Here is a 16,826-nt window from a genome sequence, read left to right as displayed (position 1 = left end):
TTAAGGTTTACATACGATGGCATACGCTAACGCAACACAAACAGCTGAATTCGGCTTTACTGCCCGCTTCACTGCTTTCAAAAATTCTGTCGCTCAGCGCATGGCGCGCTACCGCGTTTACCGCGAAACACTTGTTGAGCTGGAAAGCCTGACAGATCGCGACCTCAATGACCTAGGCCTCAGCCGCGCCGGCATCAAAGCCGTTGCTCTTGAAGCAGCCTACGGCAACTAAGTTTCACAAATCGGGCCCCTTCTCCTCCCTTGGGTCCTGGTACGACGGCAGCGTTTTCCTCCTCCCTAACGCTGCCGACATATTGGAATTCTTGGCTTTTTCCTCCTCCCTAAAGCCTTGAAGACCACGCGGTGAAGCTTCCTCCTCCCTGCTTCATCGCAAGAATTCGGGCTTAACGCCCACACGCTCTTTGGTCCTTCCTCCTCCTCCCTGAGGGACTTAAAGCAAGGCGGTGATGTCTCCTCCTCCCTGACGTCACCGCAGAAATTCGGGCCAAACGCCCACGCTCATTTGGATCCTTCCTCCTCCTCCCTGAGGGATCTAAAGCAAGGCGGTGATGTCTCCTCCTCCCTGACATCACCGCAAAAAATTCGGGTTCAACACCCACACCTTCTTTGGTCTCTTCTCCTCCTCCCTGAGGGACCTTAGCCAAGGCGGCAGCGTCTCCTTCCTCCCTGACACTGCCGCATTCAGTTTCCGAACCCGATCCTCCCTCGTGGTTCGACAAAAGACACCCGCGCCTCCTCCTCCCTGGCGCGGGTGTTTTTATGTGCAATGGCCACAGCACGCAGCCCGATCCAACAGCGTATCCGCCGCAGGTCTTTCGATAAAAGGTGAAACGGGGATTATGCCTATCGGAATGCCGTGCATTCAAATGGCGGACAAAGCGACACCTCAGACAGGCTCGCTCATACACGACACTCCAGACATCGCGTTTGCACGCACCGCAACAATGCCGGGCGCGACCAGATAAAGCACAAGGCTTTCATCCTTAAAAAGGGGCGTCACTGGCCTCGGATGCAGGTTTGACGAAACTCGCCACAAGCTTTTTTGACCCAGCATGATCAAATTCAATCGTCAGCTTATCGCCGTCGATATCCATAACTTCACCATAGCCAAATTTGATATGAAACACCCGTTCGCCCGTCGTGAAAGATGTTGTGGCTTTTACATTCAGCGTCACGGGTTTGGCCGCAGGACTGCGCTGCGCACGGCTTTTCAGTCGCTTCCAACCAGGAGAATTATAGACATCAGCGTCGGACACACGGTCATCGAAAGATGCAGACCCGCCGCCAAACCCATCGCCACTGCGCGGCGAACCAAACCCACTGCCCATACTGGCGGGGCTCAACACATCGACATGCTCTTCGGGGATTTCATCGATAAAGCGCGACGGCAATTGCGACTGCCATTGGCCAAATACAGGACGATTCGACGCAAAGGAAATCGTGCACAGCTCTTCGGCGCGGGTGATTCCCACATAGGCCAAGCGCCGCTCTTCCTCGAGGCCACTCAAGCCACTTTCATCCATAGACCGCTGCGATGGGAAAAGGCCTTCTTCCCAACCGGGCAAAAACACCACGGGAAACTCAAGCCCCTTGGCCCCGTGCAGCGTCATGATGGTGACTTTTGGATCGTATTCGTTGGCATCATTGTCGACACTCAACGCCACATTCTCCAAAAATCCGCTGAGGTTGTCGTGCTCATCCAAGCCTTTGACCAGCTCTTTGAGGTTCTCCAAACGCCCGGGAGAATCAGGGTTTTTATCGTTCTGCCACATCGTCGTGTAGCCGCTCTCATCCAAAATGCGCTCGGCCAATTCAACATGGGTAATCTCAGCGGGCACGTAATCGACTGATTCGACCACAGCATCTTCGTCATCAAGGCCAGGATAGCGGATTTGTTGCTCGGCCAGCGACGACCATGTATCAAGTTGAGTGACCAATTCCGCCACAGCGCCCTTAGCTTTGCCTTTAAGCAGCCCCTCTTGAACGGCCAAACGCGCGCCTTCTTTCAAAGACACACCATTGGAACGGGCCATTGATTGAATATCAAGCAAGGCTTTTGGGCCGACACCACGTTTGGGCGTGTTGATAATGCGCTCGAACGCTAAATCGTCTTCGGGCTGCATCACCACACGGAAATAGGCGATGGCATCACGACATTCCAAACGCTCGTAAAATTTTGGCCCGCCAATGACGCGGTAAGCCAAACCGATCTTGAGAAAGCGATCCTCAAAGGCACGCATTTGATGTGAGGCACGCACCAAAATGGCCATTTCATCAGGAGAGAAGCGGTCTACAGGACTTGCGAGTACCGACTTCAGCATGTTCTCTGCATTTGGTTTGTCACGCAACAATGCCAAAACGGTATTTTGAATTTTTAAGTCAGTATAAACGGCTCCGGTTGTAAATACTCGTGTCAGGTATTCGTCTTCGCTTTCGGGCGGCAATCCCTTTTTGATGAGGCGCTCCAATTCCGCAGCAAAACTCGTTGATCGAGGATTGTACCGCTTCCTAGCCTCAAGTGCTTTTCCATCGCGGAGATCTTCAATCTTCTCGCCAATTGAGCGCGCCTCATCCTCATAATCCCAATGACCGATCAAGCGCACCAATTCGCCATCGGTTTCTGCCGTCCATAACTCTTTACCCAGACGGTTCGAATTGCCCGCAATCACCCCCGAAGCGGCGGCAAGAATATGCGGCGTAGAGCGGTAGTTTTGTTCCAGCCGCACGACTTTCGCGCCCGGAAAATCTTTTTCAAAGCGCAAGATATTGCCAACTTCGGCCCCGCGCCAACCGTAAATCGATTGATCATCATCGCCAACACAGCAGACGTTTTTATGCGCAGCCCCAAGCAAACGCAGCCATAAATATTGCGCGACGTTGGTATCTTGGTACTCGTCCACCAAAATGTATTTATACCAGCGTTGATACTGATCCAGCAGATCGGGGTGGGTCTGAAATATCGTCACCATGTGCAGCAAAAGATCGCCAAAATCACAGGCATTCAACGCCTTGAGACGGTCTTGATATTGGCGGTAAAGTTTTACGCCATAGCCGTTAAATGCCTCATCATCAGACGCGGACACTTTGGCAGGCGTCAGCGCACGGTTTTTCCATGCGTCGATCACACCGGCAAGTTGACGCGCTGGCCAGCGTTTTTCGTCAATGCCTTCGGCTTTGATCAGCTGTTTGAGCAAGCGCACCACATCATCTGTGTCCAAAATCGTGAAATTGGATTTCAGACCCACAAGTTCGGCGTGACGGCGCAATTGTTTGACACAGACCGAGTGGAACGTCCCCAAGCACGGCATGCCCGCGACAGGATTTCCCATCAAATCAGACACGCGGCTTTTCATTTCACGCGCGGCTTTATTGGTAAAAGTCACGGCCAGAATTTCGTTCTGGCGCGCCCGCCCCGTGTTGAGCAGATGCGCGATGCGGCAAGTCAAAGCTTTGGTTTTACCAGTACCAGCCCCCGCCAGCATCAAAACGGGACCATCCAAGGTCTCGACAGCTTCGCGTTGCGCGGGATTAAGCCCATCCAAATAAGGCATGGGCCGCGCCGCCATAGCGCGTTGCGTCAAAGAACCCCCACTGGGGGCAACGGCGGCCTCAAAGGCGTCTTCTTCATCAAATCTACTCATAACTGCAACGTTAATGCAGACATGCGGCGAGGAAAAGGGTGTTCTGCAATTGTTCGCGGTTCAATTTGGCAAAATCGCGCATCGCGCACCTGTCCAAGCCAGATTCAGCAAGTCCGCTTAGGGCTGCTGCACAACGTGTTCAAGAGAGCTGGCAAAGCGCTGGAACAACTTTGAAAACATCATGATATCGTCATCCCCCCAACCGTCAAAGGTCTGGATCAACAAAAGCCATTTAGATTGCATGAATTCATCCAGAAGTCCGTAACCTTTTGGCATTACAATCAGGACTGATTTGCGGGCGTCATCCTGAGCCACGCTGCGCTCAACATAACCACGCGAGACCAGATCTGCGACAATTCGCGAAGCGCGCGAGGGATCGACCTGCATCATTTCGGCCACCAAACCAACAGTCGGCGCCATAGGTTCGGGCCGACCAATGCCATCTTGAATACGCGCCACTGAAATAAGCCCCTGCAACAAAGCGGCTTCCAACGTGTCACTCAGACCTTTTAAAACTTTACCGCGAAATTCCTCGCGTTCCCACATCCGCCGCCACTGAAAATTGGCAACATCAAACTGTAACAACGCTTCGATTGCTTCAGGCGAAAACCCTTTTTGATCCAGCAGTTCTGGAATGCGGCTGAGCACGCGGGGGTCGCATGGACGCGGTGAATTTTGCGATGAGACGATCGAAGATGGTGTTGTTTTTTGCGACATGCGCATTGGGTGCCATTTTTATATGCGCACGTCAAGTGTGTGCGAATGTCATATATGTGTCATTGACACATATATAGTGAAACGTTACATCACAGGCCAAGCCACAGCCCCAAACGGACTGGCAATAGGATCGCACATGACGAATACATCTCCCCCCATCGAATCACCCCCGCCCCACAACGCACAAACGGAACACAGCGCCCCAACCACATCGGTTAGATTGGTGATCGCATCAGTCGCAGTTTTATTGCTTTTGGCGGCGTTGGATCAAACCATTGTCTCAACTGCATTGCCCACAATCGTCGCCGACCTTGGCGGACTCAATCATCTGTCATGGGTGGTGACATCCTATATTTTGGCGTCGACCATCGCAGCACCACTGTATGGTAAATTTGGCGACCTATATGGTCGACGTAATGTGGTATTCATCTCAGTTTCCATCTTTTTGGTCGGATCCGTTTTATGTGGTCTGGCATCTTCAATGGTGTTCTTGATTTTGGCACGAGCTGTCCAAGGGCTCGGCGGCGGCGGGCTTTTTGTACTGGCGCTGTCAATCATCGGTGACGTTTTGCCCCCCAAAGATCGCGGCAAAATCCAAGGTGTGTTCGCTGGCGTTTTTGGTCTGTCTTCCGTCATCGGCCCTCTTTTGGGCGGCTGGTTTGTTGATGCACTCAGCTGGCACTGGATTTTCTTTATCAATCTACCGATTGGCGCTTTGGCGTTGGTTGGCTTTTTGGTGAGTTTCAAACCAACGGGCGTACGCAAATCACCTGCGATTGACTTTGCAGGGGCCATATCCCTAACGCTCGCGTTGGCGTCTTTGGTGCTGGTCACGGCACTTGGCGGCAAAGAAATCGCATGGTCTAGCTTGGAAGCGATTGGTTTGATGACGCTGTTTGTCGCCTCAACAACTGCATTTATCGTCTCAGAACTACGGGCCGCAGAACCTATTTTGCCCCTGTCCCTCTTTAAGATGAACGTGTTCACCGTCACCACACTTTTGGCCCTGCTCACAGGTGCGGCGATGTTGGGGTCAATCACCTTTTTACCAGTCTTTTTGCAAATGGCAAAAGGCGCGAGCGCGACAAGTTCTGGTCTGCAACTTATCCCGCTGACCGTTGGTATCCTGACAGGTTCAACAATTGCAGGGCGTTACATGGGCAGAACAGGGCGCTACCGCATTTTGCCAATCATCGGCACCTTTTTGGCCACCTTTGGCGCACTTGGGCTCACGCAAATCTCACCTGAGATGGCCAACCCACTCTTTTACGGCGCTTTGATATTGTTTGGCTCCGGTCTTGGGATGAACTTTCCCGTCATCACAACCGCGGTACAAAACACTGTGCCACGCGCGCAATTGGGGACAGCCACCGCCGCTGGCGTTTTGTTTCGCCAAATTGGTGGCTCTGTCGCCGTTGCCCTGTTTGGCGCGATCTTTGCCTCGGGCGTGGCCAACGCCATGGGCGGTGTGCATGTCGAAGGTATGAGCTCTGTTGCTGAATTGGGGCCACAACTTTTAGCCAAACTGCCGATTGAGATCAAAAGCCAGATTGCAGTGTCTGTCACCGACGCGGTCACTCCAATTTACTGGATCGTCGCGAGTCTTTTGGCCATCGCGTTTGTCATATCTTTGTTCTTGAAAGAAGAAATGCTTCAGGGACACGCCCCCAAATAATGATTTCAAGACAAATACTGACCTTGTTCAGAGCCTATGTGGCACGCTTTGGCTCTGAACCCTTCCCTTTTGTTTGCGCTAACATTACAAGACGCCAAACGCAGATAATGACATCGATACAAATAGTGTTTGCTGCAATGCAGAAAAAATCTTAGCGTATTGATGCTATAATAGCTTTAGGGGAAGATAGAACTATGGCCGATTTCAAAAAAATTCTCATCGCCAACCGTGGCGAAATTGCGATCCGCGTAATGCGTGCCGCAAACGAGATGGGGAAACGCACGGTCGCGGTCTACGCCGAAGAAGATAAGCTGTCCTTGCACCGTTTCAAAGCGGACGAAGCTTATAAAGTAGGTGAAGGCATGGGGCCTGTTGCGGCCTATCTGTCGATCGAAGAAATCATTCGTGTTGCCAAACTGTCTGGCGCCGATGCCATTCACCCCGGTTACGGCCTTTTGTCCGAAAACCCCGAATTCGTTGATGCCTGCGTTGAGGCTGGCATCGCCTTTATTGGCCCAAAAGCCAAAACCATGCGCGAACTTGGCGACAAAGCCTCGGCCCGCAAAGTCGCGATGCAAGCTGGTGTTCCTGTCATTCCAGCCACCGAAGTTTTGGGTGACGATTTTGACGCAATCCGCAAAGAGGCCGCAGAGGTGGGTTTTCCACTGATGCTCAAAGCCTCTTGGGGCGGCGGCGGACGCGGCATGCGTCCTGTGTTCAATGAAGAAGAGCTAGAAGAAAAAGTCAAAGAAGGTCGCCGCGAAGCCGAAGCCGCATTCGGCAATGGCGAAGGCTACTTAGAGAAAATGATCGTACGGGCGCGCCACGTCGAAGTCCAAATCTTGGGCGACAGCCATGGCAACATCTATCACCTGTATGAGCGCGATTGTTCGGTTCAACGCCGCAATCAAAAAGTCGTTGAACGCGCCCCTGCCCCCTATCTGTCAGAAACCCAGCGCGAAGAAATCTGCGCTTTGGGCAAAAAAATCTGTGAACACGTTCATTATGAATGTGCCGGTACTGTTGAATTTTTGATGGATATGGACAGCGGCAAGTTTTACTTCATCGAAGTGAACCCCCGCGTTCAGGTGGAACACACCATCACCGAAGAAGTCACGGGCATCGACATCGTGCGGGCGCAGATTTTGATCGCTGAAGGCAAATCTTTGACGGCGGCGACAGGCGTTGCCAGCCAATACGATGTGAAACTCGACGGCCACGCGATCCAGTGTCGCGTCACCACCGAGGACCCCACCAACAACTTCATCCCTGATTATGGTCGCATCACCACCTACCGGTCTGCAACAGGCATGGGCATTCGTTTGGACGGCGGCACGGCCTATTCCGGCGCTGTCATCACGCGCTATTACGACAGCTTGTTGACCAAAGTGACCGCATGGGCACGCACTCCAGAAGCGGCGATTGCCCGCATGGACCGCGCGCTGCGCGAGTTCCGTATTCGAGGCGTGTCCACCAATATTGCTTTCGTCGAAAACCTGCTCAAACATCCGACATTTGTGTCCAACGAGTATTCCACCAAATTCATCGACGACACGCCCGAGCTGTTTGATTTCAAACCACGCCGCGACCGTGCGACGAAAATCTTGACCTATCTCGCGGATATCTCAGTAAACGGGCACCCAGAAACTGCGGGGCGTCCAAAACCTGCAGCAGATGCGCGCACACCGATTGCGCCACAGCCGCGCACCAATACGCCCAAGGCAGGCACACGTCAGATTTTGGAAGAAAAAGGCCCGCAAGGTGTGGCCGATTGGATGCTGGCACAAAAGCAACTTTTAATCACAGACACCACAATGCGCGATGGTCACCAATCGTTGCTGGCCACACGCATGCGCTCGATCGATATGATCAACGCGGCACCCGCTTATTCTGCCAATCTCCCACAACTGTTTTCAGTCGAATGTTGGGGCGGGGCGACATTTGATGTCGCGTATCGTTTCTTGCAAGAATGCCCATGGCAGCGCCTGCGTGATATCCGCGCGCACATGCCAAATATCATGACGCAAATGCTGCTTCGCGCGTCAAACGGCGTTGGTTACACCAACTATCCTGACAATGTTGTGCAATCTTTCGTCAAACAAGCCGCAGAGACTGGCGTTGATGTGTTCCGCGTATTTGACAGCCTGAACTGGGTTGAAAACATGCGCGTCGCGATGGATGCGGTGATCGACAGTGGGAAAGTTTGCGAAGGCACGATTTGCTACACAGGCGATCTTTTGGATCCAACACGCCCTAAATATGATCTCAAATACTACGTCCAAATGGGCAAGGATTTGAAAGCCGCAGGGGCGCATATTTTGGGTCTCAAAGACATGGCAGGTTTACTCAAACCCGCGCAAGCGACCATGTTGATCAAGGCACTCAAAGAAGAAGTTGGCCTACCAATCCATTTCCACACGCACGACACATCAGGCATTGCGGCCGCGACCATTTTGGCCGCAGCAGATGCAGGCGTTGACGCGGTTGACGTCGCGATGGACGCGCTATCTGGCGGCACATCCCAGCCATGCTTGGGCTCAATCGTTGAGGCCACGCGCTTTTCCGAGCGCAACACGGGGCTGGATATCGGTGCAATCCGCGAGATGTCGATCTACTGGGAAGCAGTGCGTCACCAATATGCTGCCTTTGAAAGCGGCCTAGAAGCACCCGCCTCAGAAGTGTATCTGCACGAAATGCCCGGCGGTCAGTTCACCAATCTCAAAGCCCAAGCCCGCTCGCTTGGCCTAGAGGAACGCTGGCATGAGGTGGCACAAGCCTATGCAGATGTGAACATGATGTTCGGCGATATCGTCAAAGTGACACCGTCGTCCAAGGTTGTCGGCGACATGGCTTTGATGATGGTATCCCAAGGCATCACACGGGCGCAGGTCGAAGACCCTGCAACAGAAGTGTCTTTCCCTGATTCCGTGATCGATATGATGCGCGGCAACTTGGGTCAGCCCCCTGCTGGGTTCCCTCAGACCATTTTGAACAAGGTGCTCGGCGACGAGAAACCCAATTTGGAACGCCCGGGCAAACACCTAAAACCTGTTGATCTAGAAGCCACGCGTGCCGAGGCTGCTGAAAAACTAGGTATCGAGATCGATGACGAAGATCTCAACGGCTACCTGATGTATCCCAAAGTGTTCTCAGACTACATGGGTCGCCACGAAACCTACGGCCCAGTGCGCGCTCTGCCGACACGGAATTTCTTTTACGGAATGGAACCGAATGAGCAAATTTCAGTGTCCATCGACGCAGGTGTGACACTTGAAGTACGCTGTTCTGCACTGTCCGAGCCAAATGAAGAAGGCGAGGTCAAAGTGTTCTTTGAACTCAACGGCCAACCGCGCACAGTACGCGTCAAAGATCGCTCTGCAGCCGCCACAGTCATTGCCCGCCCCAAAGCGGAACTGGGCAACGCGGCACATGTGGGGGCACCAATGCCTGGCGTTGTGGCGACAGTTGCCATCATCGCCGGTCAGTCTGTGCTTAAAGGCGATGTGCTTTTGACCATTGAGGCGATGAAAATGGAAACCTCGATCACCGCGGATCACGATGGCATTGTGAAAGCTGTGCACATCACTCCTGGCGCGCAGATCGACGCCAAAGATCTGCTGGTGGAATTCGAATAATCCGTCACGTCACATCTTGACCAAATCAGCCCCGCGCAGTCCTTTACTTGCGCGGGGCTTTTCTTTGCAGCCCTATTCTTAAGGAAACATAATGTCTCTTTCTCACCTGTCTTTGTTGGCCATTCTTGTCCCTGATTATGACGCAGGGATCGCCTTTTTTTGCGACATGCTTGGATTTGATCTGTTAGAAAACACCGATATGGGCGCAGGCAAACGTTGGGTGCGCGTTGCACCCAAAGGGGCGCAGACCGAATTTTTACTAGCCCGCGCTGTTGGCGATCAAGCACAAGCCATCGGTGCACAGGGCGGCGGGCGCGTGTGGTTATTTTTGCGTTCCGATGATTTCGATGCCGATTACACCGCGTTGAAAGCCAAGGGCGTTCACTTTGAAGAATCGCCACGTGACGAGCCTTATTGCAAGGTCGTCGTGTTTCGCGACCCCTTTGGAAATCGCTGGGATTTGTTGGGGCCTGCCAAGCTTTAGCTGCAGTCAAATTTAAAATGAACCAAAAGACAGCAAGCCACGTACCCCTTGGTCCCCCTGTGAATAGAAAGAGCTATCTATGTTGCCACTGACGTCAATCTTCGCCAGCCTCGCCGCGCTGATCTATATTTACCTGACAATCCGCGTGATCGCGATTCGTCGCAGCAAACAAATTTCATTGGGCACTGGCGGCATCCCACAGCTTGAAACGCGGATGCGCCAACACGGCAACTTTAACGAATACGCGCCAATCACTTTGCTGCTTTTGGCCATGGCCGAACTGCAAGGGGCCGCAAGCGTGTTGATTTGTGGCCTTGGCATCGCATTCTTGATCAGTCGGGTGGCACACGCCTTTGGCCTTGGATTGATGCGCCAGCCCATCGGATTAAAATTGCGCACTTTAGGTGTGTTGTTATGCTTTGCAGTGCTGATTGTCTTGGTCATCACATTGCTATCATTGGCCTTATTTTAAAGGTGCAAAGGCTGGGGCGCTTGGGTGGTGCGAAAAAAAATAAACCCAAGCGCAATTTTACCCTTGCAGCCCCAATGCCCACGTCCTATATCCGCCCTCACCAACGAAGCGGGTGTAGCTCAGGGGTAGAGCATAACCTTGCCAAGGTTAGGGTCGAGCGTTCGAATCGCTTCACCCGCTCCAATTGGTTCTTCTCACACCCATGAGAAGATTTGGGTTACCCACCCAGACGCTGAGAGCAGCGAAAAGCACAAACGATAGGGCCAATGTTCCGGTCCGAAGGAAGCGGGTGTAGCTCAGGGGTAGAGCATAACCTTGCCAAGGTTAGGGTCGAGCGTTCGAATCGCTTCACCCGCTCCAAACACAAAGAACACGGAAAACAGGTCGCCTTTGGGCGGCCTTTTTTCATGCCTAAATGACATTTAAATCCCCAAAAGATGCAGACCAAAATACGACGACTCAAGCGCTAAACATGCGGCTCTAACATAAGGGACGCATTGCGTGACCGGTTGTAATGCGCTTCAAGGGCGGCCAACTGTGAGCCCCCTTCAAACCGTGCTCTGGCACGACGTTCTGTTTCATCTGTCGCCTGTTGCTGGACGACAGGCAGAGAGGAAGCTTTGGTCAATTCTTCACAGATGGTCACCAGATCGGCAACGGGGGTTTCTTTCCCCAAGATACAACGCAAATTGGTAAGGCGCGCGTACATGTCTGTTTGGACGTCGGGGGCACTGTCTGACATCAAAACCGATACCATATGAGGCTGATGAAACTGTGCGACCAGCGCGGTCGACAGACAGCTTTCTCCACCCACCAGAAAATCAAACAAAAGCAAATCAAAACGGTCTTCACGCACCTGTTGCTCTGCACTTTCACAGCAGCGCGCACGGCGCACATGATGGCCACGCGACCCAAAAGCCACTTGCCAGCTTGCTGTGATTTGTATGTCTGTGTGCAATATGAGCAGTCTCATGGCGTCACCGTTTACAATTCATCGACTCTATTTAATTTACAATTAATTAAGTTTTTCTTAATTTTGAAAAATTAGATGCAAATCGTACGGTCTTTTATGCGCATCGTTCACAAGTATGTAAGGCGTTTTCAAACGCCCCGCGTCGAAGCGCTTTTACCACCATTTCCCCGATGCTATGCCCGCACAGATCAACAGCGCTTGGCCTAAGCGCAATTGACGCCTATAAACGCCACAACACCATAGATTGAGGCCAACATGCGCACAGCAAGCATCACCCGCGACACCGCGGAAACCAAAATCAACGTCGAGATCAATCTCGATGGCACAGGCATCTACGACAACCAAACTGGCGTTGGTTTTTTTGACCACATGCTGGATCAGTTGTCGCGCCACTCTTTGATCGACATGACTGTTCGCGCAGATGGCGATTTGCACATCGATGACCATCACACTGTCGAAGACGTGGGCATCGCGATTGGGCAGGCTTTGACTGCAGCTGTCGGCGATAAAAAAGGCATGAACCGCTACGGGCACTTTGCTTTGGCGATGGACGACACCCAAGTGGCCACCGCGCTTGATCTGTCTGCGCGGCCATTTTTCGTTTGGACTGTTGATTTTCCTTCCGCAAAAATCGGCACGTTTGACACCGAACTTGTGCGCGAGTTTTTCCAAGCTCTGTCCACGCATGGCGGCATCACGCTGCACATCGACAAAGTGCACGGTATCAACAGCCACCACATTGCCGAGGCCGCGTTTAAATCTGTAGCCAAAGCTTTGCGTATGGCTGTGGAAATTGACCCGCGCATGGTTGGGGTTTTGCCATCGACCAAAGGCAAGCTTTAAATCACATCAGATGCGCAAGCGGCAGGCCGCCCTGCCCTTGCGCCATTTTCCTTAGCGCGCCCTTATTCTTAGCGTCCTTTTACCTATTTTGACTTGAGAACAGCATGCTCACAGCACTTGTAGACTACGACAGCGGCAATCTTCATTCCGCGCAAAAAGCGTTTGAACGCATGGCACGCGAAGCGGGCGCGGGTGAGGTGATCGTCACCTCTGATCCCGATGTGGTGGCAAAAGCCGACCGCATCGTGTTGCCCGGCGATGGTGCCTTTCCAGCCTGCAAAGCGCATCTGTTTGACCACACCGGCCTGTTCGAGGCGATTGAACAACAAGTCACTCACAATGCGCGACCCTTCATGGGCATTTGCATCGGTATGCAGATGATGGCCACCACAGGGCACGAATACACTGACACCTCTGGTTTTGATTGGATCGGCGGTGATGTGGTGCATATCGACCCAGCGGACAAAACTCTTAAAGTACCACATATGGGCTGGAATGATTTGATCATCGACAACCCGCACCCTGTTTTGGATGGCATTCAAACTGGCGATCACGCCTATTTCGTGCATTCCTATCATGTGCGCGTGGCCAACCCTGCGCACCGTTTGGCACATGTGGATTATGCTGGCGATATCACGGCGATCATCGGGCGTGACACAATGATCGGCTGTCAGTTTCACCCTGAAAAAAGCCAAGCCGCGGGTCTGCGCATCATTGCCAATTTCTTGGCGTGGAAACCCTGACCCCCATGCAGGATATTCTAGACCACATCACAGCAACGATTGGTCAAAACCCAGATAGGGGCAAAACCGCTCGCTATATTCCTGATTTGGCCAATGTAGATCTAGATCAATTCGGTATCGCGGTCTGTCTGGCGGATGGGCGTGAATTTCAATCTGGCGATGCCGCAACGCCGTTTTCGATTCAGTCGATTTCCAAAGTCTTTGCTGTTGCTTTGGCTTTAGGAAAAGTGGGCGACAGCCTGTGGCAACGTGTGGGTCGCGAACCCTCTGGCTTGGCCTTTGACAGCATCATGTTGCTCGAACGCGAACAAGGCCGCCCCCGCAATCCGTTTATCAACGCAGGTGCGATTGTCACCACTGACACCTATCTCGAAGGTTCCACCCCAAAAGAGGCGCTTGGCGGATTGCTGCGGTTTGTGCGCGATGCGGCGGGCGATGGAAACATTCATATAAACAGCGCGGTGGCCCGTGGCGAAATGCAGACAGCAGATCGCAACTTTGCGCTGGCCCATTACATGCGCTCGCACGGCAATCTCACCCAAGACCCACAACACACGATGGGCACCTATTGCCATCAATGCGCCATCGATATGAATTGCATACAACTGGCCCGCGCAGGGCGATTTTTGCTGGGTGGAATTGAGGGGCTTGGACCGCGTCTTGTTCACAAAACCCGTGCACGCCGCATTCAGGCGCTCATGATGACCTGTGGCCATTACGATGGGTCTGGTGACTTTGCATTCCGCGTTGGTCTGCCTGGAAAATCTGGTGTCGGTGGCGGCATTTTGGTCATTGCACCAGGCAAAGCCTCCATCGCAGTGTGGTCCCCGGGGCTGAACGCTTACGGCAATTCAAAACTGGGCACTGAAGCAATGGAAGCTCTGGCTGATGCGACCGATTGGTCCGTTTTCAGCTAGGTTATTTCACCCGTGCCCATGTTTGTTTTTTACAGATAGGCCCAACACAACCTGACACTTTCAAAACATCCCCAGACAGGGCCATTTTGGAATTGAATGTCTTTTCTGTGGACGGTTGATAAATCTTACCGCCTTTGTATTTTCCGCTGCCGGATGAGACCATGTCCCACACCAGCTTCAAACCAATATTTGGCGATTTATATTCGCCACTATCCTTAAAGGTACGTGTGATATGACCACAAATTTGATCTGCACAAGGTGCCACTTTGACATGGGCATAGGCGCCATCATCAACCTGAGTTTGCCAAATACCCATCACTGGATCTGAAGCAAACGCAGGTGTGGCCACCCCGCCGATCAACCCAAAAGCAAGCCCTGCGGCCAATGTAAGTGTTTTCATGAATGGTTCCTCCCTATTCTCGGGACAATCCTGTGCGCGCATCCCCTCTTGAGGCAAGTCTGACGTTGGGGCAAAAGCCATTTACAGCACGCCTTTGCATTTTCCGCCCGTTCATGCAAAAGGAAGCCAACGTTTTCCAACAAGGGCTGACACCATGATCCTCTACCCCGCAATCGACCTTAAAGACGGTAATGCCGTGCGCCTGTACAAAGGCGAAATGGATCAAGCCACCGTGTTCAACGACAATCCAGCCGCCCAAGCGCTAGAATTTGTGAACGCCGGCTGTGAATGGTTGCATTTGGTTGATCTGAACGGGGCCTTTGCGGGCGAGCCTGTCAATGCCGCCCCTGTCGAAGAGATTTTGAAGCAATGCAAAGTGCCTGCTCAACTTGGTGGTGGCATCCGTGACATGGCGACGATTGAACGCTGGCTAGACAAAGGTTTGCAACGCGTGATCCTTGGTACTGTGGCTGTGGAAAACCCTGACCTTGTGCGCGAAGCCGCGCGGGCTTTCCCCGGTCATGTGGCTGTCGGCATTGATGCGCGCAACGGCATGGTCGCGACCAAAGGCTGGGCGAATGAGACCACGATTAACGTGACTGATTTGGCAAAATCATTCGAGGACGCAGGTGTCGCCGCAATCATCTACACCGACATCAACCGTGACGGCGCGATGCAGGGCCCAAATGTCGAAGCGACAGCGGCTCTCGGCAACGCCGTTTCAATCCCCGTGATCGCCTCTGGCGGCGTGTCATCGCTCGACGATCTACGCGCGCTCAAAAATTGCGGTGCGCCGCTCAATGGTGCCATTTCAGGCCGCGCTCTCTACGATGGCGCGATTGATTTGGGCGAGGCCTTGAAGGTTCTCAAGGGCTAATCTCAACCTTACGCGACAAAATGACATGCGACACCGTTCCCAATAGGGGACGGTGTTTTTTCATATAATCTGACCGCAGACGCACACATATATGAGTTTCATTATGCCCAAAGTTATCAAAACTTCGCTGCCAAAATCATCACACCTTTGGTCTATGGTTCAAAAGGGCGATTTCATTGACGGCTATGCGACCAAATCCGATCTGTCACCAGCCGAGGCCGCCAAAATTGGACTATCGATGCCCAACTGGGCCAATGCGCTTTTGGCACTGCGCAACACAATCGTAAGCCCATTGGGGTTAAAAACGGACATGAATGCGACTGAGTCTGATGCCATTTTTCCGGTCACCTATCAAAGTCATGATGAAATCATCCTTGGCACAGACGACAGTCACCTCAACTTTCGCATCGCGATGAAACGCGAGAGTGATATGATCCATATGGCCACTTGGGTGCATCGCAACAATGCCTTGGGTCGCGCCTATTTGACCGTCATTATGCCCTTTCACATCCTGATCGTACGCGACTGTATGAAACGGATTGCGACCCACAAACCAGATGCGCCAATTGCATCGCCCGCCGTAGCCAAGTAAAGACAGGGCAACGCCGCATAAATTCGGATTTGCCCCATGCTGAAAACCCGCATCATCCCCTGTCTTGACGTCGCCGAAGGGCGCACTGTCAAAGGTGTCAATTTCGTTGATCTGATCGACGCAGGCGATCCTGTGGAACAGGCGCGCGCTTATGATCTCGCGGGCGCAGATGAGCTGTGTTTTCTCGACATCAAAGCCACTCATGAAAATCGCGGCACCATGTTTGATCTGGCAACGCGCACGGCAGAGCAATGCTTTATGCCGCTCACAATCGGTGGCGGTGTGCGCACACCAAACGATGTGCGGGATTTATTGCTGGCGGGTGCTGATAAAGTGTCGTTCAACTCTGCTGCTGTCGCGGACCCTGATGTGATTGCGCGCTCAGCGGATCGATTTGGATCGCAGTGTATTGTCTGTGCGATTGATGCAAAGACGGTTGAGTGGGACGAAAATGGAGACCCCGCGAAGTGGTCTATTTTCACCCATGGCGGGCGCAAAGCCGCGCTTGATAAAAATGGTAATCCCATTGATGCGGTAGAATTCGCAAAACTCATCGCGGCCAAAGGCGCTGGTGAAATTCTGCTGACCTCGATGGATCGCGACGGCACCCGCGCTGGGTTCAATCTAAAAATGACCCGCGCTATTGCTGACGCTGTGAACGTGCCGGTTATTGCCTCTGGCGGTGTTGGAAATCTCGATCACTTGGTCGAAGGCGTCACCGAGGGCCATGCCTCAGCCGTGCTTGCTGCCAGCATTTTCCACTTTGGCGATTACACCATTGGGGAAGCCAAGGAATACATGGCCTCCAAAGGCATTCCAATGCGGCTCAATTGAGC

Annotated in this window: 15 protein-coding genes and 2 tRNA genes; 13 read left to right on the top strand and 4 right to left on the bottom strand. The window is 52.8% G+C overall.

The features are described from left to right. Positions 1–16 precede the first annotated feature (16 nt). On the top strand, positions 17–232 hold the full coding sequence (locus BM025_RS07385) for a DUF1127 domain-containing protein (RefSeq protein WP_085849044.1): 216 nt from the start codon (positions 17–19) through the stop codon (positions 230–232). Between the two features lie 772 nt (positions 233–1,004). Here the strand turns inward: BM025_RS07385 and BM025_RS07380 are convergent. Beyond that, positions 1,005–3,662: an ATP-dependent helicase gene (locus BM025_RS07380; protein WP_085849045.1), complete on the bottom strand. Its 2,658-nt coding sequence runs from the start codon at positions 3,660–3,662 to the stop codon at positions 1,005–1,007. Positions 3,663–3,779: 117 nt separating this feature from the next. Beyond that, positions 3,780–4,379 carry a MarR family winged helix-turn-helix transcriptional regulator gene (locus BM025_RS07375; protein WP_170842145.1) on the bottom strand — a complete coding sequence of 200 codons (600 nt, stop codon included), beginning with the start codon at positions 4,377–4,379 and terminating at the stop codon, positions 3,780–3,782. A 136-nt stretch (positions 4,380–4,515) separates the two neighbouring features. Between BM025_RS07375 and BM025_RS07370 the strand changes: the two genes are divergently transcribed. The 6 genes from BM025_RS07370 to BM025_RS07345 all read left to right on the top strand — a co-directional run bounded on the left by BM025_RS07370 (position 4,516) and on the right by BM025_RS07345 (position 11,005). Next, complete coding sequence (locus tag BM025_RS07370) at positions 4,516–6,054, top strand: MDR family MFS transporter (protein WP_085849047.1); 1,539 nt, start codon at positions 4,516–4,518, stop codon at positions 6,052–6,054. A 194-nt stretch (positions 6,055–6,248) separates the two neighbouring features. Continuing rightward, positions 6,249–9,689: a pyruvate carboxylase gene (locus BM025_RS07365; RefSeq protein ID WP_085849048.1), complete on the top strand. Its 3,441-nt coding sequence runs from the start codon at positions 6,249–6,251 to the stop codon at positions 9,687–9,689. 91 nt (positions 9,690–9,780) lie between these two features. Next, complete coding sequence (locus BM025_RS07360) at positions 9,781–10,173, top strand: VOC family protein (protein ID WP_085849049.1); 393 nt, start codon at positions 9,781–9,783, stop codon at positions 10,171–10,173. A gap of 79 nt (positions 10,174–10,252) precedes the next feature. Then, complete coding sequence (locus tag BM025_RS07355) at positions 10,253–10,645, top strand: MAPEG family protein (protein WP_085849050.1); 393 nt, start codon at positions 10,253–10,255, stop codon at positions 10,643–10,645. A gap of 108 nt (positions 10,646–10,753) precedes the next feature. Next, positions 10,754–10,828, top strand: a tRNA-Gly gene (locus BM025_RS07350). Between the two features lie 102 nt (positions 10,829–10,930). Beyond that, positions 10,931–11,005, top strand: a tRNA-Gly gene (locus BM025_RS07345). Between the two features lie 106 nt (positions 11,006–11,111). Here BM025_RS07345 and BM025_RS07340 read toward each other — a convergent pair. Then, positions 11,112–11,618: a hypothetical protein gene (locus BM025_RS07340; protein ID WP_085849051.1), complete on the bottom strand. Its 507-nt coding sequence runs from the start codon at positions 11,616–11,618 to the stop codon at positions 11,112–11,114. A 255-nt stretch (positions 11,619–11,873) separates the two neighbouring features. On the opposite strand from BM025_RS07340, the gene hisB reads away from it, so the two are divergent. From hisB to BM025_RS07325, 3 genes are all read left to right on the top strand, one after another. After that, positions 11,874–12,461, top strand: coding sequence for an imidazoleglycerol-phosphate dehydratase HisB (gene hisB / locus BM025_RS07335; protein ID WP_085849052.1), 588 nt, complete (start codon positions 11,874–11,876; stop codon positions 12,459–12,461). Positions 12,462–12,565: 104 nt separating this feature from the next. Then, positions 12,566–13,204 (top strand): imidazole glycerol phosphate synthase subunit HisH, encoded by a 639-nt coding sequence (gene hisH, locus BM025_RS07330; protein ID WP_085849053.1) that lies wholly within the window; start codon positions 12,566–12,568, stop codon positions 13,202–13,204. Positions 13,205–13,209: 5 nt separating this feature from the next. Next, a complete protein-coding gene (locus tag BM025_RS07325; RefSeq protein ID WP_085849054.1) occupies positions 13,210–14,121 on the top strand; it encodes a glutaminase in 912 nt (303 codons plus the stop codon). A gap of 1 nt (position 14,122) precedes the next feature. On the opposite strand, the gene BM025_RS07320 is transcribed toward BM025_RS07325, so the two are convergent. After that, on the bottom strand, positions 14,123–14,521 hold the full coding sequence (locus BM025_RS07320) for a DUF2147 domain-containing protein (protein ID WP_085849055.1): 399 nt from the start codon (positions 14,519–14,521) through the stop codon (positions 14,123–14,125). Positions 14,522–14,675: 154 nt separating this feature from the next. On the opposite strand from BM025_RS07320, the gene hisA reads away from it, so the two are divergent. The 3 genes from hisA (at position 14,676) to hisF (ending at position 16,824) form a co-directional block, all read left to right on the top strand. Continuing rightward, positions 14,676–15,398: a 1-(5-phosphoribosyl)-5-[(5-phosphoribosylamino)methylideneamino]imidazole-4-carboxamide isomerase gene (hisA, locus tag BM025_RS07315; protein ID WP_085849056.1), complete on the top strand. Its 723-nt coding sequence runs from the start codon at positions 14,676–14,678 to the stop codon at positions 15,396–15,398. Between the two features lie 103 nt (positions 15,399–15,501). Beyond that, the gene (locus BM025_RS07310; RefSeq protein WP_085849057.1) at positions 15,502–15,990 is read left to right on the top strand and encodes a DUF2867 domain-containing protein; all 489 of its coding nucleotides are present in this window, start codon (positions 15,502–15,504) and stop codon (positions 15,988–15,990) included. Between the two features lie 36 nt (positions 15,991–16,026). Beyond that, the gene (hisF, locus tag BM025_RS07305) at positions 16,027–16,824 is read left to right on the top strand and encodes an imidazole glycerol phosphate synthase subunit HisF (RefSeq protein WP_085849058.1); all 798 of its coding nucleotides are present in this window, start codon (positions 16,027–16,029) and stop codon (positions 16,822–16,824) included. Positions 16,825–16,826 lie beyond the last annotated feature (2 nt).

The organism is Pacificibacter marinus (genome assembly GCF_900109555.1).
In the GTDB taxonomy this organism is placed as follows: domain Bacteria; phylum Pseudomonadota; class Alphaproteobacteria; order Rhodobacterales; family Rhodobacteraceae; genus Celeribacter; species Celeribacter marinus_C.
The sequence above is the reverse complement of the archived record's forward strand: the minus strand, read 5'-3'. Positions and strand labels throughout refer to the sequence as shown.

What these genes read in the sequence shown, in the direction of transcription:
- BM025_RS07385 (WP_085849044.1), top strand. Translation starts at nt 17, where the DNA reads ATGGCATACGCTAACGCAACACAAACAGCTGAATTCGGCTTTACTGCC.
- BM025_RS07380 (WP_085849045.1), bottom strand. Translation starts at nt 3,662, where the DNA reads ATGAGTAGATTTGATGAAGAAGACGCCTTTGAGGCCGCCGTTGCCCCC.
- BM025_RS07375 (WP_170842145.1), bottom strand. Translation starts at nt 4,379, where the DNA reads ATGTCGCAAAAAACAACACCATCTTCGATCGTCTCATCGCAAAATTCA.
- BM025_RS07370 (WP_085849047.1), top strand. Translation starts at nt 4,516, where the DNA reads ATGACGAATACATCTCCCCCCATCGAATCACCCCCGCCCCACAACGCA.
- BM025_RS07365 (WP_085849048.1), top strand. Translation starts at nt 6,249, where the DNA reads ATGGCCGATTTCAAAAAAATTCTCATCGCCAACCGTGGCGAAATTGCG.
- BM025_RS07360 (WP_085849049.1), top strand. Translation starts at nt 9,781, where the DNA reads ATGTCTCTTTCTCACCTGTCTTTGTTGGCCATTCTTGTCCCTGATTAT.
- BM025_RS07355 (WP_085849050.1), top strand. Translation starts at nt 10,253, where the DNA reads ATGTTGCCACTGACGTCAATCTTCGCCAGCCTCGCCGCGCTGATCTAT.
- BM025_RS07340 (WP_085849051.1), bottom strand. Translation starts at nt 11,618, where the DNA reads ATGAGACTGCTCATATTGCACACAGACATACAAATCACAGCAAGCTGG.
- hisB (WP_085849052.1), top strand. Translation starts at nt 11,874, where the DNA reads ATGCGCACAGCAAGCATCACCCGCGACACCGCGGAAACCAAAATCAAC.
- hisH (WP_085849053.1), top strand. Translation starts at nt 12,566, where the DNA reads ATGCTCACAGCACTTGTAGACTACGACAGCGGCAATCTTCATTCCGCG.
- BM025_RS07325 (WP_085849054.1), top strand. Translation starts at nt 13,210, where the DNA reads ATGCAGGATATTCTAGACCACATCACAGCAACGATTGGTCAAAACCCA.
- BM025_RS07320 (WP_085849055.1), bottom strand. Translation starts at nt 14,521, where the DNA reads ATGAAAACACTTACATTGGCCGCAGGGCTTGCTTTTGGGTTGATCGGC.
- hisA (WP_085849056.1), top strand. Translation starts at nt 14,676, where the DNA reads ATGATCCTCTACCCCGCAATCGACCTTAAAGACGGTAATGCCGTGCGC.
- BM025_RS07310 (WP_085849057.1), top strand. Translation starts at nt 15,502, where the DNA reads ATGCCCAAAGTTATCAAAACTTCGCTGCCAAAATCATCACACCTTTGG.
- hisF (WP_085849058.1), top strand. Translation starts at nt 16,027, where the DNA reads ATGCTGAAAACCCGCATCATCCCCTGTCTTGACGTCGCCGAAGGGCGC.